Annotated in this window: 24 protein-coding genes and 1 tRNA gene; 11 read left to right on the forward strand and 14 right to left on the reverse strand. The window is 37.2% G+C overall.

Translation table 11 applies throughout. The features are described from left to right. From OQH61_RS00005 to OQH61_RS00015, 3 genes are all read right to left on the reverse strand, one after another. The coding region (locus OQH61_RS00005; RefSeq protein WP_266025172.1) for a cache domain-containing protein at positions 1–1,012 on the reverse strand (1,012 nt) is incomplete at its 3' end. A gap of 101 nt (positions 1,013–1,113) precedes the next feature. After that, positions 1,114–2,211, reverse strand: coding sequence for an SAM-dependent methyltransferase (locus tag OQH61_RS00010; protein ID WP_266025173.1), 1,098 nt, complete (start codon positions 2,209–2,211; stop codon positions 1,114–1,116). After that, positions 2,192–3,391: an aspartate aminotransferase family protein gene (locus OQH61_RS00015; protein ID WP_266025174.1), complete on the reverse strand. Its 1,200-nt coding sequence runs from the start codon at positions 3,389–3,391 to the stop codon at positions 2,192–2,194. The genes OQH61_RS00010 and OQH61_RS00015 overlap by 20 nt, the downstream gene beginning before the upstream one ends. Before the next feature lie 148 nt (positions 3,392–3,539). On the opposite strand from OQH61_RS00015, the gene OQH61_RS00020 reads away from it, so the two are divergent. Both OQH61_RS00020 and OQH61_RS00025 read left to right on the forward strand, forming a co-directional pair. Then, positions 3,540–4,112 carry a hypothetical protein gene (locus tag OQH61_RS00020; RefSeq protein WP_266025175.1) on the forward strand — a complete coding sequence of 191 codons (573 nt, stop codon included), beginning with the start codon at positions 3,540–3,542 and terminating at the stop codon, positions 4,110–4,112. 67 nt (positions 4,113–4,179) lie between these two features. Further along, positions 4,180–4,257: transfer RNA gene (locus tag OQH61_RS00025), tRNA-Met, on the forward strand. Here OQH61_RS00025 and OQH61_RS00030 read toward each other — a convergent pair. Both OQH61_RS00030 and OQH61_RS00035 read right to left on the reverse strand, forming a co-directional pair. Continuing rightward, positions 4,236–5,891, reverse strand: a complete 1,656-nt coding sequence (locus tag OQH61_RS00030; protein WP_266025176.1) for a DUF2972 domain-containing protein — start codon at positions 5,889–5,891, stop codon at positions 4,236–4,238. The two genes, OQH61_RS00025 and OQH61_RS00030, sit on opposite strands and share 22 nt — an antisense overlap. Positions 5,892–6,059: 168 nt before the next feature. Continuing rightward, positions 6,060–6,620, reverse strand: a complete 561-nt coding sequence (locus OQH61_RS00035; RefSeq protein WP_266025177.1) for a YceI family protein — start codon at positions 6,618–6,620, stop codon at positions 6,060–6,062. Between the two features lie 169 nt (positions 6,621–6,789). Here OQH61_RS00035 and hemL point away from each other — a divergent pair, with 169 nt between their 5' ends. From hemL to OQH61_RS00050, 3 genes are read left to right on the forward strand one after another with little or no spacing between them, the layout of a single operon-like run. Then, complete coding sequence (gene hemL, locus OQH61_RS00040) at positions 6,790–8,097, forward strand: glutamate-1-semialdehyde 2,1-aminomutase (RefSeq protein WP_266025178.1); 1,308 nt, start codon at positions 6,790–6,792, stop codon at positions 8,095–8,097. Positions 8,098–8,101: 4 nt separating this feature from the next. Beyond that, positions 8,102–8,545 (forward strand): AtpZ/AtpI family protein, encoded by a 444-nt coding sequence (locus tag OQH61_RS00045; RefSeq protein ID WP_266025180.1) that lies wholly within the window; start codon positions 8,102–8,104, stop codon positions 8,543–8,545. Continuing rightward, positions 8,529–8,987, forward strand: a complete 459-nt coding sequence (locus OQH61_RS00050; RefSeq protein WP_266025181.1) for a hypothetical protein — start codon at positions 8,529–8,531, stop codon at positions 8,985–8,987. The genes OQH61_RS00045 and OQH61_RS00050 overlap by 17 nt, the downstream gene beginning before the upstream one ends. Here OQH61_RS00050 and OQH61_RS00055 read toward each other — a convergent pair. The 9 genes from OQH61_RS00055 to OQH61_RS00095 all read right to left on the reverse strand — a co-directional run bounded on the left by OQH61_RS00055 (position 8,973) and on the right by OQH61_RS00095 (position 14,264). Beyond that, entirely contained in the window at positions 8,973–10,100 is a 1,128-nt protein-coding gene (locus OQH61_RS00055; protein ID WP_266025182.1) for an HP0729 family protein, read from the reverse strand. The two genes, OQH61_RS00050 and OQH61_RS00055, sit on opposite strands and share 15 nt — an antisense overlap. Positions 10,101–10,184: 84 nt before the next feature. Continuing rightward, positions 10,185–11,168, reverse strand: a complete 984-nt coding sequence (locus OQH61_RS00060; protein ID WP_266025183.1) for a GTPase — start codon at positions 11,166–11,168, stop codon at positions 10,185–10,187. A 91-nt stretch (positions 11,169–11,259) separates the two neighbouring features. Next, positions 11,260–11,856, reverse strand: coding sequence for a hypothetical protein (locus tag OQH61_RS00065; RefSeq protein WP_266025184.1), 597 nt, complete (start codon positions 11,854–11,856; stop codon positions 11,260–11,262). A 16-nt stretch (positions 11,857–11,872) separates the two neighbouring features. Continuing rightward, the gene (locus tag OQH61_RS00070) at positions 11,873–12,064 is read right to left on the reverse strand and encodes a hypothetical protein (protein WP_266025185.1); all 192 of its coding nucleotides are present in this window, start codon (positions 12,062–12,064) and stop codon (positions 11,873–11,875) included. Positions 12,065–12,123: 59 nt separating this feature from the next. Beyond that, on the reverse strand, positions 12,124–12,327 hold the full coding sequence (locus tag OQH61_RS00075) for a hypothetical protein (protein ID WP_266025186.1): 204 nt from the start codon (positions 12,325–12,327) through the stop codon (positions 12,124–12,126). Then, entirely contained in the window at positions 12,324–12,638 is a 315-nt protein-coding gene (locus OQH61_RS00080) for a hypothetical protein (protein ID WP_266025187.1), read from the reverse strand. Before OQH61_RS00080 ends, OQH61_RS00075 begins: the two co-directional genes overlap by 4 nt. A gap of 14 nt (positions 12,639–12,652) precedes the next feature. Continuing rightward, entirely contained in the window at positions 12,653–12,871 is a 219-nt protein-coding gene (locus OQH61_RS00085; RefSeq protein WP_266025188.1) for a hypothetical protein, read from the reverse strand. Between the two features lie 32 nt (positions 12,872–12,903). Continuing rightward, positions 12,904–13,236 carry a hypothetical protein gene (locus tag OQH61_RS00090; protein ID WP_266025189.1) on the reverse strand — a complete coding sequence of 111 codons (333 nt, stop codon included), beginning with the start codon at positions 13,234–13,236 and terminating at the stop codon, positions 12,904–12,906. Between the two features lie 134 nt (positions 13,237–13,370). Beyond that, positions 13,371–14,264 carry a helix-turn-helix transcriptional regulator gene (locus tag OQH61_RS00095; RefSeq protein ID WP_266025190.1) on the reverse strand — a complete coding sequence of 298 codons (894 nt, stop codon included), beginning with the start codon at positions 14,262–14,264 and terminating at the stop codon, positions 13,371–13,373. Positions 14,265–14,416: 152 nt separating this feature from the next. Here OQH61_RS00095 and OQH61_RS00100 point away from each other — a divergent pair, with 152 nt between their 5' ends. The 6 genes from OQH61_RS00100 (at position 14,417) to OQH61_RS00125 (ending at position 20,267) form a co-directional block, all read left to right on the forward strand. Next, entirely contained in the window at positions 14,417–15,625 is a 1,209-nt protein-coding gene (locus OQH61_RS00100; protein WP_266025192.1) for a 2,3,4,5-tetrahydropyridine-2,6-carboxylate N-succinyltransferase, read from the forward strand. Between the two features lie 65 nt (positions 15,626–15,690). Next, entirely contained in the window at positions 15,691–16,821 is a 1,131-nt protein-coding gene (locus OQH61_RS00105) for a tetratricopeptide repeat protein (protein WP_266025193.1), read from the forward strand. Next, entirely contained in the window at positions 16,822–17,595 is a 774-nt protein-coding gene (locus OQH61_RS00110) for a pseudouridine synthase (protein WP_266025194.1), read from the forward strand. Positions 17,596–17,669: 74 nt separating this feature from the next. Next, complete coding sequence (locus tag OQH61_RS00115; protein WP_266025195.1) at positions 17,670–18,698, forward strand: methionine ABC transporter ATP-binding protein; 1,029 nt, start codon at positions 17,670–17,672, stop codon at positions 18,696–18,698. Between the two features lie 49 nt (positions 18,699–18,747). Continuing rightward, a complete protein-coding gene (locus OQH61_RS00120) occupies positions 18,748–19,419 on the forward strand; it encodes a methionine ABC transporter permease (protein ID WP_266025535.1) in 672 nt (223 codons plus the stop codon). Between the two features lie 23 nt (positions 19,420–19,442). Next, positions 19,443–20,267: a MetQ/NlpA family ABC transporter substrate-binding protein gene (locus OQH61_RS00125; protein ID WP_266025196.1), complete on the forward strand. Its 825-nt coding sequence runs from the start codon at positions 19,443–19,445 to the stop codon at positions 20,265–20,267. Positions 20,268–20,307: the final 40 nt, after the last annotated feature.

Here is a 20,307-nt window from a genome sequence, read left to right on the forward strand (position 1 = left end):
TCTCATAATTAAGGAAGGAGAAAAAAGAAAGCAATCCCTGTTTTATCGTATTAATAGGTCTAAGGTAGGATTTAACGATAAAAAAGAGTAGCACTGCACCAATAGCAAGTAAAATTAATGCCAAAACAATAGCACCAATTAGATTTTTATCGTTTGCCTCCTCGTAATCTTTTTTATCAGCGGCTACAACAATTGTCCAGCCAAAAGGGAATTGCTTGTAGTAAGCAGTTTTTGCAGTGCCAAAATTATCAAATTCTAATAGATTCTCTTTTTTGCTTTTAAGAGATGCACCTAAGGCTTTTTCTAAGGGTGTAGGAGTATTGCTTGTGCTTGTGAGTGGTTTTTCCCTAGAAAAAATCCGTCCCGAGCTATCAGCAATGAAAACTTCCATACTTGGAAGTTCGGTTCGTTTAAAATTTTTGAATCTCTCTTGAAAGCCATCTACAAAAATATCTATACCAATCACTCCGACAAATTCCCCATTTTTATGGAGAGGCATTGTTGCGGTGGCTAACATTTTGCCTTTATATTTGCCTTGTTGAGATTCATAGGTGGGCGTTACTATGGGTGCATTAAGGTTTTTTGTTTGCACATACCAATCCCTTTGTCTCAAATCGGGCTTGTTGTCCCAAGCACTTGAAACATTATGTGGTTGGTTTTCATCATAATCTTCAGTGAGTGTTTTTCCTGTGCTTTCATAAGTAACATATACAGAGGGGTATTGCACTAATTGGGCGACATCAAGGAGAAGTTTTCTTTGTGTAGTTATATCATTTTCATTAATTTTTGCCAAAGACTTTGCAATCATATTTAAATGTTGTTGGGCTTCAATATTCATTGTGATATTAATAGTTGTATAAGAAGAGCTTAAAGCGAGTTGTTGTAAGCCTCTATACACTTCGCCAATATCTCTTGCAGCATTTTTGTAGTTAAAAAAGCTTACTATTAAGATAAGAAGAACAAAAATACCTAATACAATGCTAATAAGTCTTGTTGCCAAAGATTTTTTCATTGTATCCCCCCCCCCCCATTTTGGAAATTTCTAAGTCCAAGTCTAAATATAGCACAAATATTTTGCCATAAAAAATTTAAATCGTTTTTTTTTTTTTTGTATTAGCGGGCAGAATTGCACGATTTGTAACACAAACCTATAAATCTCCCTCCCATTGTGTGAAGCAATGTTTTGACTTTATGTATTTCGTTAAGGTATGCACTAAAGCCTTGAGCGCGTTGAAAAGATTCTAAAAGTGAAAGAATACCCATTTGTTCAATAAGCACTTTAGCTTGGTAGTCTTCAAACACAAGCTCAAATCCATAATCAGAGAAAAGTGTATTTAAGAGTGAAGTATCTATATCATAAGTAATATCTGCATTTTGATAGAGTGAGTAAAAATTGATGTTTTGTTCTAAAACCTCTTGGAGATTCACAACAGAGTGAGAATGATAGAATCTCGGATTATACGAGAGCGGATTGATAAGATGCTTTGCTCCATAATCAAAGGTGAGAAAATAGCTTTGTCTATACATTTTTGCAGTGTATGTGAGCTGCTCAATGAATGGTATCCAATGGGGTAGAATTGCTTGTTTAAGCGTATAAGCATTATTTTTTAAAACATTTAAAAGCGTGGCACTTTGTGGCGGCAAAGAGCTTGTATTGAGTTCTTGCCATAAGCCTTGCCAATGTGTAGAATCTTGCGTGATATAAAGTATTGTATCATCGTGTATCACATCGCAGGGAAAGCTATCAAAAAGTTCATTGCTTAAAATAAAAATATCCGAAGGGTTTTGGGGCAAAGGCAGACTTTCAAAGGCATTAAAAGAGATATTTGTGGAGAATCTAAGCGTAGAAAAATATGTTTTTTGCACTTCCCTTAAGCTTGGTAATGGCTCTATGGTAGCAAATTCACACTCGCATAATAAATGAGTGCTTAACGCATCAAGAAAAAGTGCCACATCACCGAGTAAATAACCATTATTTGCACCAATTTCTACGATATGCAACGGAAGATTCAAATGTCCTTTATCAACCAAATGGAGTATATAAGAAGCAATCGCACCACCAAAGAATTTACTTGCACTCACTGATGTGTAAAAATCCCCACTTTTGCCTACTCTGCGAGGATTTGTATAATATCCATTTTGCCCATAAAGGCTTTGTTGCATAAAGGTGCTAAAGGGAATAGGCGACATTTTAGAAGGTTTTGAGAGCATTGCGCACCCTAGCGAATCCTTCTTGTATTTCTTCTTTTGTAATCGTGAGTGGCGGTAAAAATCGCACTACACCCTTGCCGGATTTAAGGACAATCACATAATGTTTGAGTGCTTGAGCAATAATCTCTTGCTGCATATCAGGATTGCGCGTATAAAGCCCACACATAAGTCCTAATCCGACTTTATGACTAAATATATGGGCAAAATCAGCCACAAGTGCATCAAGCTCTGTGTGGAAGAGTGTAATAGTGCGTTGTAGTTCGCCATCCTTATAAAGTTTGTTGAGTATAGTAAGCGTTTCAAGTCCTGCTGCGCAACTAAGAAAATTTCCCCCAAAAGTAGTGCCGTGGTCGCCATATTCAAAAATATCAGTAAGTTTTGTAATCACCGCACCAATAGGCACTCCTCCTGCCAAACCTTTCGCTGTTGTAATGACATCGGGGTCTATGCCATACACTTTGGAGGCAAAAATTTCGCCACTTCTAAATATGCCGCTTTGAACTTCATCTATCATTAATAGAATCTGTTTTTGTTTTAAGATTGTGCTTAATGTATTGATTTTTTCTTTATCCATAGGCAAGACACCGCCCTCACCTTGCACAAGCTCTAAAAGGACTGCACAGGTGCTATCATCAAGCTTATTTATCATATCATCAATGTCTTGTGCATAAATAAATCCATCAGGAAATGGTCCAAAGTGTAGGTGCATTTTTTCTTGCGCAGTGGCTTTGAGTGAAGCGATAGTGCGTCCGTGAAAGCTTGAATCAAGAGTGATGATTTTATACGCATTGCGAGGTTTGCCGTATTTGCGTGCTATTTTGATGGCGCATTCATTTGCCTCTGCTCCGGAATTACAAAAAAATGCACGCATATGCGCAGTATATGGTGTATTATCGCGATAGAGAGTGATAATTTGTTGAGCAAGTGCGGCTTGTGGCTGTATATAGTAGAGATTAGAAGTATGGAGTAAAGTTTGTGCTTGTTTGGCAATCGCTTGAGCAAGATTTGCATTAGCGTGTCCCACACTACACACACCGATACCAGAGCCAAAATCAATATAATCATTGTCTTGTGTATCAAAGACTCGTGCATTTTCTCCACGCACAAAAGCTACATTTGCGCGTGCGTAAGTATGAAGCACAAATTCTTCATCAAGGGCTTGTGTGTGTGCGAAATCCATAGTATCTCCAAAATATTTTAGAATCAAGTGGAGTGGATTCTATCCTAAAAATATAAATTCATAGAAGTGAGATTTTGGAGCGATTTTTGCTCTCCTTTTAGTTTGAAAAATATATGTATTTAACTTAAAATGGCTTTAGGAGCGTGGAGTGCAAGTAAATAATCAGATACAAAATCATTATGGAGTAATGCAGACAAATACCACGCGAAATATAAAAAATGATTCTACGAAATTCCAAGCAAACTCCAATCAAGCAGATACAACAGATACTCAAACACCACCTCCACACATTGATTCTACAAATACAAAAGATGCTACACAGATACAAGATGTTCCAAATGTGAGTGAAATAAAAGAGAAGCAGGATATACAAGAACCAAAATTTAAGGAGATTGAGGGCAACAAAAATCGTATTACCTATGGACTTAAAGTGATTGAATTGATGAGTGATGAGGAATACAGAGCATTTTTGTGGGCGACAGAGGGTATGAGCGAGTCTGAAAAGATGCTCTTTGCGCAGAGTTTATATCGTTTCACGGCATTTTATCAAGGTAAAGAGAATAAAGATAAGCAATCAGAAGTGGATATGCAAAAAATAAATGCCCAAAAAGCCTTTGGGGTAGAGCATTCTATAATGCAAGATTTTATTCAACGTTATAAAAATGCTTATGAGAGAGTTTTAAGCACTCAACACAATACTCAAAATCAGATTAATATGTAGTCTCACTTGACTTTTTACTGCTTTTTGCTTAGAATTGGCGGTTTTATTTTCGTTATTCAATTGAGAGGTCAAAGTAGCTCAGCTGGTTTAGAGCGCTGGTCTCATAAGCCGGAGGTCGGGGGTTCAAGTCCCCCCTTTGACACCATTTTCACACATTCTCTCAAATTCTTGATAATATTTCCACGATTCTACTATATCAGGACGCTCTTTTTTAATATACGCCAAATGCTCATCTAAGATATGTTTAAATCTTATCCTTAAATCTTTATGTTCTCTTAAATACTCTAGCACTTGAGATTCTGTAATTTTCTTTGTATCTTCTATGTCTTTTTGCTCTTGTAATCTTTGAATAAATTTTAACAGATACGCTTTGACTTCCTCTAGTGTGTTTATATCTTGTTTTAGAATCTCAAAGTCTTCTTTATTTGCACATACAATAATTCTTTGATAAAAGCAATCTTGGTTAAAAAGAAAAGGGGTAAGGTTTTGATAATCTGTCTTAAGCGCATTATCTCTAAGGTAAAAATGAAGCGTTGTATCTAATATTTTAACCTTCAGTGTTATGGGTAAAAAATTGATATATTCTAAGACTCTTTGAGTTTTAAACCTCTCCCTCTCCTCTTCTCTTGGTGCAGGGAATCCTAAGCTTTGAGACAATCTTTTCATTGTTTCAAAGGCTCTCTCTCCTACAATTTCAGACATATCTATAATAATAGAATCTTGAAGATTAATCAAAGCATTTTTGAGTTGGGTGTCGTGGAAAGCACCAGCGTATTTGTGCGTATCTATAAAATATTCTATACATTCAAAAGAGGGAAATTCTCCTAGACAAAGTTTGCCTTTGGAATCCATATTCCAATATCCTACAAGGTTTTTACACACTTCTTTTGGTTCTGATTGTAAGGTAATTATTATAGGATTCTCTGCTCTTGTATCCCAACCTTCTTTTGGAACTCTAAGCTGTAAAAAAGATTTAAGATTGCTTATAGGGTCTCTAGCAGTGAGTAAAGCTTTGCTATAAGGGAGCAAAGCATAGAATTTACTTGCTGTCTCTACAAATTCCCTGATAGAAAGATAAGTTAGAGCGGAATCGTTATGGAATGCTGTGAGTTTGTGAAAATAGCATAGGTAATTTTCCCTGCCATCGCCTCCATATACACCTTGCCAAGGACACACATTTACTCCGCAATACTCTAAAAAGGTGGTTAGTCCAGAACTTCCACTCCCGTGACTTCCCCAATATACAAATTGATAATACGGAGGCAGAGGCAAGTTCAAATCCCAAGCAATTTGTGCAGAGAGATTGTTATAGCTTAGATTGGGATAGGGTTGTATCTCCACTATACTTTTGGATTCTAAACTTTCTTGTTCTTTGTTCTTAGAATTTCTTGCACTCAATCTTTTAGGATTTAGCATTGGGGGATAAGGGTGATTTGTTTCAAGGTATTGCTCTTTAAACTCAATGGATTCTATCCAAGAGTTAATCTCCTCATAATATTGAGAGATAAAAACTAAAGTTGGATTATGAGTAGTTACAATATGAAATCTCTTTAGAATCTTATACACACCAAATTTATGAGGATTATGAGATATAAAGATAAGAAAGAGCATTTCTACCTTTTGAAAGAAATGTTGATAGAAAGCAGTTTGTTGAAAAGCTCTTTTTTTCTTTCCTAAATTATAAACAAGAGCAAATCTTAAGCCTTTTGCTTTAAAAATGCGTATTGTTTTGGAACGATTATATGCCCCCCCCCCATTTAAATGCAAAAGATAAAACATAATAAGCTCCTAATGGAAAAATATATAAAGAAATTATAAACCAAAGATGCAAAATCTAATGCATAATTGTATCAAAAAATGGAAGTGAAGTTGGTGGCTTATTAAAAGGAGCTACCCGCACTTAGAGAAAAAGTTGCGGATATTTTTGAGTAAATAAGTTGCAAAAACCTATTTTACAGGGGCCTCAAATGCAATTTCTACTTGAGACCAAGTCAGATTCTCGTGGAGATCTTTTACAGCGTTTTGCAAACTCGCACGCGCATTTTCAAGTCCAAATAGACTTAAATCCAACACACCTTTTGCGATAATTTTGCCACCAGCTATCTCATATTGCATAGGCACTTTTTGTGTTTTGCCATTCATACGCACATTAGCCAAAATTGTGCCCTTACCTTTGCCTTCAATAACATCTTTGAATGTTACTTTAATAGGGTCTTTCTTGTTAAAATGCTCAAAAAAGCTCTTACGCAAAGTCTCATCTCTACCTGCATCAGCAGTATTAACTTTCATAATGTCAATAGTCGCAGTGGCATTATTAAGTTGAGATTCAAGGCTTTGTGTTTTGTTGGGCGTACCAAATTTAAACTTCACATCATCAAAACTTCCGCCTACTGCTATTTTGGCAGGAGTTTTAAAGGCTGTCCATTTAACTTGAGCTTTTGCTACATCAATGCTTGCTGCACATACAATACTGCTTACAATCATCATACCTGCGATAATTTTTTTCATCGGCACTCTCCTAAATTTGAAATGAATTTCATTGTAACTAAAAATACAAATATTTTTAAATTATTTTTTGTGTTTGGTATCTTTTAAAGTTAAAGTGGGCAAAGTAGTAACCCTTTAAATAAGGATTCTATTTTGTTATAATGCACCAACACATTTTAAAGGATATGCAATGAATATTTTGCAAAGCATTAACGATTTCAATGAGGCAAAGCAAGTCATTCCCGGAGGAGTAAATTCTCCTGTGCGGGCATTTGGCTCTGTGGGAGGGACACCGCGATTTATCGCTAGGGGCAAAGGTGCTTATATTTATGATGAAGATGACAATGAATATATTGATTTTGTGCAAAGCTGGGGACCACTTATTTTTGGACACGCAAACGAAATGATAGAATCCGCTTTATCTCTTGCTATCAAAGATGGGCTAAGCTTTGGAGCACCCACAGAGAAAGAAACGACACTTGTTAAACACATTATCGCATTATCTGGGAGTGCAGAGAAGATGCGTCTTGTAAATTCTGGCACAGAGGCTACAATGAGTGCTTTGCGTTTAGCTAGAGCATATAGCGGTAAAGATGACATTATTAAGTTTGAGGGCTGCTATCACGGACATTCTGATAGTTTGCTTGTTTCTGCAGGGAGTGGGTGCGCTACATTTGGCACGCCAAGCTCACCGGGTGTTCCAAATGACATATCAAAGCACACACTCGTAGCGCGATATAATGATATAGAATCTGTGAAAGCGTGTTTTGAACAAAGCAAGAATGTGGCGTGCGTGATTATTGAAGCCTTAGCTGGCAATATGGGATTTGTTCCTGCTGATAGCAAGTTTATGCACGATTTAAGGAGTTTATGCGATGAGTATAATGCACTTTTAATCATTGATGAGGTGATGAGTGGCTTTAGGGCTGGACTTAAGGGGGCAATAGGTTTATATAATGTGCAAGCAGATTTAGTTACTTATGGCAAAGTTATCGGGGGAGGTATGCCCTTGGCTGCTTTTGGTGGGAGGGCAGATATTATGGATATGCTTTCTCCTGTTGGTGGCGTTTATCAGGCGGGAACATTAAGTGGGAATCCTATCGCGGTGAGCGCAGGACTTGCGACTTTATTGCAAATCAAATCCAATCCTACATTGTATGAGCAACTAGAGATACTTGCCAAGCGGCTTATTCAAGGGTTAAAAGAAGCAGCACAATCATACAAGATTCCCTTGCAGGTGGATTGTAGGGGAAGTATGTTTGGCTTCTTTTTCAATAAAAAAGAAGTAAAAAATTTTGATGATGCCAAATGTAGTGATACTGCAATGTTTGCACTCTTCCATCAAAAGATGCTTGAAAAAGGCGTCTATTTTGCTTGCTCGCAGTTTGAGACAGGCTTTATTTGTAGCGCAATGAATGAATCAATGATTGATGAGGTGATTATGAAAGCAAAGGCAGCCTTTGGTGAAATAACCCACGAAATGGAATCTGGAATCTAGCCCTATGAGTGAGAATAGACAAAATAAACACACACAGCACGAATCCTCCCCTCAAAAAGGGCAAAAAGATATGTTGGACAACACACAAGATTCTAAAATCAACGATGAGAGCATACTTACAAATGAGAATCGCAAGGAGATTGAGGATAAACCTCCTCGTCTAAGTGCTATTGTGCGTGGTGCAAATGAGCTAAGTGTGGGGATTTCAATCGTAGTAGCTATTTTGCTTGGCATTGGCATTGGCATTGGTTTAGCAAAGCTAAGTGGGATAAAATGGCTTTTTTGGCTTGGGGTATTTTGGGGTGTGGCTGCGGCTATTTTAAACCTTTACAAAGCGTATCAACGTCAGCAAAAAGAAGCACAAGAATTAGCCAATAACCCCCGCTACACTTATAAGCCTAGCGCAGATGATGAAGATGAAGATTCCCAAAATGGAAAATATTATTAAAGTGCTTTATAAAAGTGTAGCACTAATTGCCATCATTGCGTTTATAGGTGGTGGGGTTGCATTTGTCCAAAATGTAGCATCTTTAGTAAGCTTTGAGGTAGGATTGTTAGGATTTTTATTTGTGGTGGCTAGTTCTTTTGTAACTTTGCTTAAGAGAGTAAGCACACAAAATACCCTTACATCAAGTGAAGATAAACATTTGCGACAAGCAGAGGAGACAAATAACGCACAAAATTCATCAAATTTTTCAACGCGTTTTGTGATTGGCGCACAGATGAGCTTGTCATTTTTGCGCATATTGAGCTATGCACTTTTTGCCCTTATGATTATCGGGTTATTTGAGTATCAACTTTTTGTGTTGGAGTGGTTTTTTGCAGGGTTGTGTATAGCGATGATACTCTGTGTAGTAATAGGCATATTTTATATATCAAAGAGCCGATGACTCTCTTTTAAAGTCTTTGAGCATATTTTTTGCCTCTATCAATGCCCCAAATACACCACTTTCTCCTAAAGCTAATCCTATACCTAGCATTATGGCTCGTAAATGTAGGGCTTCTTGCAAATGTGCTTTTTTCTGATGAACGCTTGTATTGCGGATTTTTTGGAGGCTTTTTATATGTTTTGGCAAACTGATATTGAGATAGAATCTAAGTGGATTCCTATCAAATAAGCTATCAATCCGCTCTTTAATGAGATAATGGCTTAAAAGCATTGCATAAGTCCCAAGATTTGGCTTATTCTCAAATATATCTTTGAGCGTAAAGTTTATACCTTGCACTTTATATGGAATCTCCAAAATATCCTTATTCCTTGCACTCAAAATGCTAAAAAGTATTTTGGCAAACTCCCACATTTCTTGCTCAAAGCTGCGCGCATAAAAAATAATAATATGTGAGCAATCTGCACCATTTTCTTTATCTAATGTATATTTTTCTATCTCTAGTTCAGCTTTTGTCAAATCCTCTAATGTGCTTACAAGACAATGTTTTTCAAAGCGGTCTCCTAGATTGAAGTGAATAAGCCTTTTTTTCATTGCTACAAAATCACTGCTTTGTAATGCGTCAATATAATATGTTTTGGATTCTATAAAGTACTGCTCGGGTTTTTTGAGCTCTATGTGTAATGGATATTCGTAAGGATTGCCATAAATGGTAAAAGTGCGGTTATTGTATGCAGGTGTGGTGAAGTTTGCCAAATACACATCACGCACCTTAGCAAAATCTCCGCGCACCAATTCGCGCAAATCCTCTATGATAAACCACAATTCAATATCAAGCTGTTGGTAATAATCTGGCGCAATGTGTGGATTCTCTAAGTTTGCACAAACGCGTGAAACTTGTGTAACAAAGAGATTCTCATAATCTGTGAGGAAAAGCTGTAAAGGACATATATAGTCATCAAGATGTGATGTTTGCTTAGAATCGGCATTGTTTGTGCGCAGTTTTGAGCGCACTTTGCCAAAGGCTACTTGCCCTTGCGATTTAAGAATCTCTAAATGCTTACCAATCACATTGGATTCGTAATAGGGATTGTAAAGAATGAGGTAGTTTTGCATAGGGATTCCTTTACAATAAAATTGAGAATCCAACCGCAGAATGCAGAGATTCTGCAGTATTGTATCACTATTATGGATAATGCCTTAGACTATCCATTTAAAGAATTTCCCGAAGAAACTGCTTATAAACTTAACTCCTTTTTTTAAAACTACTTCTCCTAACATTTCTGCTACATCTGCTGCCACATTTTTTATTGTCTCTACAAGCGAATCCCAAAAAGATGATTCGTTTTGAGCACCACTTTTTCCCTTATAGACTCTTTCATTGGCGTTTTGATTAAGTATAACTACTTTGCGTGCTGGTAAGTCCTTACGAATATATGTAAATAGCTCATCTATATTGTATGATGGATAGTCTTTGTTTTTCTTTTCATTATAAAATCCTGCGCTGTAACAAACAACTTCTGTATCAATGCCTGTTTCTTGTTTAATTCTCTTTTTAAATTCATTTTTTCTTTTTTCAATTTCTTCTTGAAGCTCATCATTTGGTTCTGGCGGTTCTTTGTCGTAGTTCATTCTCGCATCTGGGTCATTGCTTTTATCACATTTATTAAGGGCAATTAAGATTCGTTTCTGCCTATCATCTGGACTCATAACTTCTCCCACAGCTTTGATAGTAGAAAGAGTGCCTCCTAAATCGCGTGATGTAATATCAATAAGAACGAGTGCTAAATCAATGAGTGCATTACCTTTATCATTTTTTTCTTGTAGCAGATTTTGAATCTTGCGTTTATGTTGCTCGTCTTTTTGCCCATCGCCTAGCCCGGGACTATCGTATATGATGAGATTATCATTTATTTTGAATTCTTCTATATCCATAGTCATTGGCTTTGCACCTTCTCCAATCTCAGGCATATTTTTTTCTTCTTGAGGATTATTTGCTCTGAGGAGAGCTCTGATAGTTGAACTTTTGCCAGAGCCAGAGCCACCTACTACAAGTATTCTAAGAGGATCTTCTCTGAACAACTTTTTCATTGCTTCTTGGATTATGGCAACATTCTCCTTACCAATCTCACTTCCCAAACCAGACCACAAAGCACCAATGCGTTGTCTTATTTCATTTTCCATTTTTTCTCCTTTTGAGGTAAATTTTGTATTGCCCACAATAAAATGTGAGCACTATCAAACCTACTTCCTATGGCATTTTAATGCCACTCATTTATCCATCATCGCCCCATTCACCATTTTTACAACTCTCTAGACTTTCTTTATCCTCTGTGATAACCTCGCAACGCACCATATCTCCAATAGCAATGTTGTTTTTATCTATGCCAATAGCATTTAAATCCAATGTATCAAAGTTGCTCTTAAGCCCACAAGCCTTACTCGCCCATATATCAAGCAGCATTTGTTGTCTTAGCATATGAATATCAACCCCTTGTTCGTTAGCCATTTTAATGAAAAAGGTTTGCGCCACTTTTTTGCAATACCAATTATCTAAGCCCGTATTTGCTAGGGAATGAAGTGTATGGACATATTCTTTAATAGCACTGCTTAATGCCCTCTCATCTTTATAGTCGCCTGATACATAGAGGTCTAAATCGCTTGAAAGCCTATAATTAAGCTCTGATTCGTCCTCAAGGGCATTTGTCCTTAATAACAAATCAGCATACACTAAATTACAAATTTTAGCCCCTTTTGTCTCTAGGCATTTATTTGAGATTTTTTGTATATCCTTTTGCTTTAACTCCTCATCTGCACCACAGATTGAGAGAAGCACAAAAGCTATCGCAAACACTTTGCATATATGTTTCATAAGCAATGCCTCCTTTTTAAGAAAATAAATTTTTTATGTTTTTGCGCAGTATATCAAGCCCATTAGGAGCTTTTTTCTCACTCATTATTTGCCCACATTTTTGGCAAATGGGCATATCTTGTGGAGAAAGCGCATCGCTTTTGGGAGAGACAACTTTGCTTGTCCCACATTTTGTGCATATTGCTTTGTAGGGTTGTGGTTGTATCATAGAGAATCCTTGTCTGCTAGTTTAATTTACTTATCTTTTTAGGCAAACTTGCGGTGAACCTATCCTCCATTTTCTGCCTCCTGTATGCTTGTGATAAAGTAATACACTATCCCCACACACACGAGAAATACCCCAAGTGGAGGAATAGCTATGGCAAGTATCAATGCAAGCGCAACAAAAAGTATTTTTGCATTTGGCAAGCTTGAATGATAAAGCAAAAAGAGCAAAATCACTGCTATAACACCGAGTATGACGATACTCATACAAAACTCTTTATGATTTGAGATATGTCTGCTTTTTTGTTTTGTGCCACGAAAAAGATAGAATCTAATACCTCTTCAAATTCTGCCCTATGGGTATCTCTATATGAGCCTATGAGGTTGATGATTGCTAGAATATGTTCTTGTTGTTCATCTTGTGTGTCCAATGCTTGCAAATGTGGCTTTATTTTGAGCCATAAGCAAACCAAAGAAAACATTTTTCTTGCTTCCCAGATTCTAAAGCTTGAAGCTAAGCTAAAAATTGCTTTTATGAACTCCAAAAGTCCCTCCTCACTCATATCTTTAAGATTCATCAAGTTGCCTTAATCTAGCGCTTACTTTTTGCTAACATATCAAGAATCGCATCTATATTTGATTCGTATTCATCTAACGCACGACTAAGATTTTTCATCTCATCACTCCATTCATTATCATTGAGAGAATGTGCTTTATCCTCTTGAAGCTGCTTCCATTTTTGAAGCCATTGCGTTACTTTATTAACCGCTTCTTTGTCATTGTAATTTCCTTCAGCAATCCCTCCAACCACACTAAGAGCGTAAGCTGACTTGTCTGAAGGATCTAAAATGAGCTTTTGGCTACAAACTTATCAATGGCATTAGAGCCCGCATCTACAATCTCACCCACACCTTCTAGCGTCTTAGTGATTTTTCCGCCAAGTATGGAATCTATCTTATCCAATGTGCTAAAGTCTGTATTTTCAATGTAGTCATCTACTTTTTTTGATACATTTTCCCATTCGCGTTCAATAGATTCAGCTAAATCCAAACCTTTTTCGCACATATAATCAGCGGTATTTATACAACCTGCTTCCTCTGCCTTAGAATCTAAAAACTTCTTTGCTGCCAAAGTGAATGCACCAAGTGCGATTCCGCCTAATATTACCTTTTTCATTATTGCTCCTTGAGAGTAAAATATTCGCTTTAAAAGCTTGTGTAATAATAAACAAGCCTTGCGACACATAATGTCGTTTTGATACAAACAAGTGCAATATGTAAAATATATCAATGCTTGTGGCATTTGTAGATTCATAGAATCTGCCTTTTAGCTTCTTGCAAGTAAGTTTTTAAGAGATTTTCAAGATGTGTTTGTAGCTCTTTTGGTTCTAAGATTCTCATTGCAGGTAGCCACATTTTTGCGAGATTAAGCACCTCATTTTTAAAGGTATAACTCATCTCAAATATCGCTCCACTTGCACTTGTGCGCAGTTGTTTGAGATTTTTTGGCATACCTTTGCGTGTGAAAAACTCTAGCGCACTGCTGCATATATGAATAGTTGCTTTGTATGAGTGTTCATTGCGAAACTCTGCATTTTGAGAATCTATGAGGGCGAGGATTTTTCTATCTGGCTTAAATTGTGTATGGTTTTTGCGCAAAGAGTGTATTTTGCTTAATGCAAAATGCTTTAATTTATCTTTTTCCACAGCCAAAAGATACCAAATACCTTTAATATGGATAATTTTGTAGGGTTCAACAAGTCGTGTTTTGCCTTTGTAGGTAAAGCTTATTTTATGTGCAGTAAGAATGGCTATACTTAAGTTTTCAAATGTATCATAATCTGGCATTTGACGATTTGGTGGCGTGATAATAAAAGATTGAGTGATGTTAGGATTGAGCAAATCCACAATAAAATCAGCATCTAGCTTTGGATATAATGTTGTAAGTCCGCTTTGCTTGGCAAAATGCTTTATGTCTTTATAGTTAAGTTGCCCTAGCGCATAAGATTCTAATGTGTAAATTCCATTGGATTTAAGGATTGGTAGATGTTTGCACAACTTTTCCATATCGCGTTGTAGCGTGCGTAGGGAGACATTAAACTCTTCGCATAATGCTTTCAAATCTATACTTTGTCCATTTAAAAGGAGTTTGAAAATTTCAATAATACGAATGGAGATAGAATCTTTATTAGAGTCCCTTAACATTTTAAGCCTTGTTTCCTTGTTTGTTCTTGAGGAGGCAATGATAATACAAAAAAAAAAAAACGAGTCAAGGTAAATAAGCAAATAAAATGTAAAGATTTATAATGTAGAATATCAACTTGCATTTATATCATTTAAGGTATCAAGGAGAGTGTATGAGTATTGAAAAATTTAAGTTATTTGTTGATGCATACCAAAAGTCAGCGGCATATAAAGAGCCGCTAGGTTTTGGTATTGCGCGTGTGGAGATTGGCAAAAAGTCAAAAGCTGTGCTGTGTGCAACTTATCCTACGATGAATTGGCAAGGAGAGAATCTTGGCACTTATGCAGTGTTATGTGAGAGCGCAAAAGTCGGGGAGAGTATAGCTCAAAGTGAGAATGAGGCAGTGTATGGCATTAATCAAGAATTTGTGCATAAGGCACTTGAGCTTTATGCTCCTTTTTTAAACGAGGCATTAAGTGATTCTCAAACGCACAAAAATATTCAAGTCATTTTAGAGCTTAAAAAACAAGCAAATAAAGGCAGATTGAAAACAAAAGGCGGCAGGGCTCGGTATAGATTCTGTGTGATTTATAAAGACGAAAAATGTGAAAGTGTAGAATCTGCTTACCTTAAGCTTTTGGCTTTGTCTTTGGGCAAAGCACCTTTGCGTTCCTTGCAGCTTGATGGCATTTTTGGATTGCTCCAAAATGTCGCGTGGAGTGGCAATAAACCTTATGAGTTAGAATGGCTAAGAGAAAATGAGATTGCTTTAAAAATGGAGGGTGAGTTTCCCCATATTGACTTTGTGGATAAATTCCCACGATACCTTATGCAGGTGATTCCACAATATGATAATATCCGCCTTTTAGATTCTGCCAAAACACGTTTTGGAGCGTATCTTGGCACAGGTGGTTATACGCAAATGCCCGGAGCAAGTTATGTGAATTTCAATGCTGGAGCAATGGGGGCTTGTATGAATGAAGGGCGCATTAGCTCAAGTGTTGTCGTGGGTGAGGGCACAGATGTAGGTGGAGGTGCGAGTATCTTAGGTGTGTTAAGCGGAGGAAATAGTGAGCCAATTAGTATTGGTAAAAATTGTCTTTTGGGTGTGAATAGCGCTACGGGCATTAGTTTAGGTGATGGGTGCATTGTTGATGGAGGCATTGCTGTCCTTGCTGGCGGAGTGTTTCATATCGCACCTGAAGAAGCAGCAAAAATCGCCGAAATTAATGATACTTTTGTTGTGAAAGAAAGTAATGTGTATAAAGGAAGAGAGCTTTCGGGCAAACACGGAATCCACTTCCGCTGCGATTCTCAAAGTGGCAAAATGATAGCCTTTAGGAGCAATAGAAAAATTGAGCTTAACACAGCCTTGCATTAAATATGGTATTATATTTGCTTAAGGCTCTTTGCTTTTAAAGGCGAATTTATTACTTAGGATATGTGATGAAAAAGATTTTTGCGCTTATGTGGGCAATGATGTGTATTATGGGGATAGGGTTTGCAGAGCCAGAAGAGACAGCGGGAGAAGTTTCTACACAACCTTCACCTACCTCACAAACCACAAATCCTGTTGCTCCTAATGTATCAAATTTGCCTCAAAATACCCAATCTTCAATGCCTGCTCAAAATAATCAAAACACAAATACTCCCGCAGGGCTTTTAGGCTCACAACCTCTCACGCCTGCTAATCAAATTAGTGGAGCGCCTATTGATGATATGCTTGAGAATATTAATGAATCAAATAATACACTTAAATCCGCAATGATTTTTGCAAGAGATGGAGATTATGAGAGCGCATTGAATCTCTTTGCACGTTCTTGCGACCAAGGTAATGCTGCAGGTTGTTTTGGTTCGGGGCTTATTTATATGTATGGAGCAAATTCAGGTGTGCCAGACCCTCAAAAGGCAGTGAATTATTACTATAAAGCCTGCACAGGTGGCGATGCAGTGGCGTGTGCGAATCTTGCAATGGCGTATGATAATGGAGAGGGTGTTAGAGAAGATAAAGCTCAAGCAGCACAGCTCTATGAAGTAGCTTGTCAAGGGGGAGATTCTCTAGGCTGCACGAATGCAGGCTGGATGTATGCTAATGGTGTAGGTGTCAAAAAAGATTACCAAAAATCATTAGCGTATTACAATAGTGCTTGTCAGCTTGGAAGTGATTTGGGTTGTTATAATTTAGGGCTTATGACTAATACTTATAATGTGTATGGAATGACAAAAGATAAGATGAGTTATGTTGAGATGAATTATGTTGCGTGTCAGCAAGGAGACATTATAGGCTGTGGGAATCTTGGCTGGATGTATGCCACAGGCTCAAATGGTGCAGATAAAAATTATTATAATGCAGCAAAATACTTTACACTCGCGTGTGATGGTGGGCATATTCAAAGTTGTAACAATTTAGGTGTGCTTTATGATGGTGGATTTGGTGTAAGACAAGATAAGCGTAAGGCGATTGAGCTTTTTGGTTTAGCGTGTGATTATGGAATTGAATCGGGCTGCAATAATTATTCGCTTATGAAAACAAGAGGAAGTGTAAATGGAGGGAATCCAATATTTGGCTTAAAATAAATGCGTCTTAATCAATATATCGCCCATCATACTCAATATTCTCGGCGCGAGGCTGATAAACTTATTTGTGATGGGCGCGTTAATATTGAAAAAACTAAGGCGACACCACATTCTCTTTTGGGTGCAAATGAGCGTGTATTTATTGATGGTAAAAAGATTGTGCCAAAAGAGCATTTTACTTGTATTGTATATCATAAGCCTAAAGGCGAAATTGTAAGCAAAAGTGATGAGCGCGGTAGGCGAGTGATATATGAGAGTTTGGAATCAAAATTTAAGCATTTTATATATGTGGGGCGATTGGATTTTGCAAGTGAGGGGTTGCTTATTCTTACTGATAGCACCCCTGTTGCTAAAGCCCTTATGGAATCTGATTTGCCTCGCACCTATATTCTTAAAATTAATGGTTCTATTACCCAAGAAATGATTAATGCTATGGAAAATGGACTGATTAGCGAGGATACAAGTGCGGGTGCGCATAGTAAGAGTAAAATTATTAGTATGACATTTGCACCTTTTAATTCCTATAAGATTCTCAAAAATGATAAAAGATATTCTAAAATCAAAGTGAGCATTGCACAAGGGAAAAATAGGGAATTACGGCGATTTTTTGGTGTTTTTGGACGCGAAGTTTTAGATTTAAGACGCATAAGTTATGGATTTGTGCATTTAAATGCTTTGCCTTGCGGGAAAAAGCGATTTTTTACACACGAGGAATACAGAGATTTACATACTTTTTTGCAGAATAAGAGAGACAAGAAATTGCAAAAAAATTAATATACATAGTGTATTTTATAAAATTTGTGATATAATGCGCAACTTTCAAAAAATGTTAAATATAAAGGAGCGGCGTGATAAAGCTAAGTCACATTAATAAAACCTACCCAAATGGATTTGTCGCTCTTAAAAATATTGATTTAAACATTGACAAAGGCGATATTATGGGGATTATTGGCTATTCAGGTGCGGGTAAAAGCACACTTATACGCATTATCAATCGTCTTGAAGAGCCTACAAGTGGCACACTTTTTATTGATGGTGTGGATATGCTTGGTTTAAAGCAAAAAGAATTGCAAATGCAAAGACAAAAAATTGGTATGATTTTTCAGCATTTTAATCTTTTGAGCGCAAAAAATGTATTTGACAATGTGGCTTTTGCATTGCAAATTGCCAAATGGGATAAAAAAGCTATAAAACCTCGTGTTGATGAACTTTTGGAGCTTGTGGGCTTAAGCGATAGAGCAAACTTTTATCCAAGTCAGCTTAGCGGTGGGCAGAAGCAGAGGGTGGCAATAGCAAGAGCATTAGCTAATCACCCAAAGGTGCTTTTATGTGATGAAGCAACTTCGGCTCTTGATACCAAAACGACAAAATCGATTCTTGCGCTCTTGCGCGATATTCAAAAAACTTTGGGATTAAGTGTGGTGTTGATTACACATCAAATTGAGGTTGTGCGTGAGATTTGCAATAAAATGTGTGTTGTAAGTGATGGGGCTATTGTAGAAAGGGGCAGTGTTGATGAAGTTTTTGCTGCGCCTAAGCACCCTATTACGCGCGAACTTATTTCGTTTTTGCCTCAAGATGAGGGGCATATTATTGCGCACTTAAAAGATGTGCATAATGTATATAAAGTTGTATTTACAGGTCCTTATGCGCACTTACCGCTTGTTAGCCAAATGATACGAGAATTTGATATTGATATAAATATATTAAGCGGTAATATTGATGAACTTGCCACAGGAGAGGTAGGGCATTTGGTATTAAAATTTGTAGCAATAGATGATAAAAGAGATAAAGCACTTGCGTGGCTTAAAAAGCAAGGTGTGAGCATTGAGGATTTGAGTCTTGTGTCTCAACATATAGAATCTCAAGCAGTGTGAAGAGGTTATTATGTTGGAGTTTTTAGATTTTTGTGAGAAACATTGGCTTATGTTCTTGCGCTCTACTTTTGAGAATCCTATCATTTTTACTTTGGTAAAATCTTGTTGTGAAACGCTGTATATGGTTGTTTTCTCTTGTTTTTTTGCTGTGATTTTTGGATTGCCTTTGGGTGTATTATTAAGCGTGATTAAGCCCTCTGGCATATTGACAAACCCTTTAGTTTATAGAATCTTAGGAGCAATTGTCAATGTTACGCGCTCATTTCCTTTTATCGTGCTTATTATTTTGCTTTTACCTCTTTCAAAATACTTAATTGGCACAAGCATTGGGAGCACGGCTGCAATTATCCCACTTGTCATTGCTGCTACCCCTTTTATCGCACGACTTTTTGAGGGAGCATTTGATGAGGTTGATAAGGGACTTATAGAAGCTACTATGAGTATGGGTGCAAGTAAAATGCGCATTATTTTAATGATGATTGGTGAGAGTTTGCCATCACTTGCTAATGCCATTACCATTACTGCAGTGAGCTTGGTTGGCTTTTCTGCTATGGCTGGAGTTGTAGGTGCTGGTGGTTTGGGAGATTTGGCTTATCGCATAGGTTTTCAATCGTTTAAGCCTGATATATTGGCATATGCGGTAATATGCACGATTGTGATTGTGCAATGTATTCAATCAAGTGGTGATTTGTTGATGAAACATTTGCGTCAGCATCGCTAAATAATTAATCCAAAGGAGATTTTATGAGAAATTTAGTTTTGATTGTGGCTTTAGCAATAAGCTTTGTAGCTTGTTCCAATGAGCAAAAAGAGCAAACAAACAAGGAAGCAGAGAGTGGGCAAAGTGTTAAAATACTTAAAGTGGGTGCAACTCCTGTGCCTGCTGCGGAGATTTTAGAATATGTTAAGCCGCAACTTGAGGCAAAAGGCGTGCAAATGCTTATTCAGCATTTTACAGACTATGTTGTGCCTAATGTGTCGTTAGCTGAAGGAAGTAGTGATGCTAATATGTATCAGCATAAGCCTTTTATGGAGAATACCAATGTTCAAAAAGGGTATCATCTTGTAGCAATCGCGCCTATATATGTTGTGCCGCTTGGGTTTTATTCACATAAATTTAAAGATGTAGATTCTATCTCACAAGGCGCAACTATTGCTATTCCGGGTGATGCTTCTAATATGGCACGAGCCTTTATTTTGCTCCACGATAATGGACTTATAAAGCTTGCAGATGCAGGTAATCTTAATGCTACGGAGCTTGATATTATTGAGAATCCAAAACATCTCGTATTCAAGCCTATGGAAGCAGCTTCTTTGCCTATGGTGCTTGATAGTGTTGATGGTGCGGTGATTAATGCAAATTATGCCCTGCAAGCACAGATGAGTATCACTCAATCGCTTTTTCACGAAAATGACAAGAGTGCATATGTAAATGTGCTTGTAGCGCGTGAGGATAATCAGAATGATGAGCGTATTTTGGCACTTAAAGAAGTGCTTTTGAGTAAGGAAACTCGTGAGTTTATCCTCTCAAAATATAAGGGCGAGATAATCCCTGCAAGTAAGGAATAATGAGGTAAAGTTCTTGTATAATGCAAGGTAAATTCATTTT

This window comes from Helicobacter sp. MIT 21-1697, assembly GCF_026241255.1.
Lineage (GTDB): Bacteria > Campylobacterota > Campylobacteria > Campylobacterales > Helicobacteraceae > Helicobacter_C.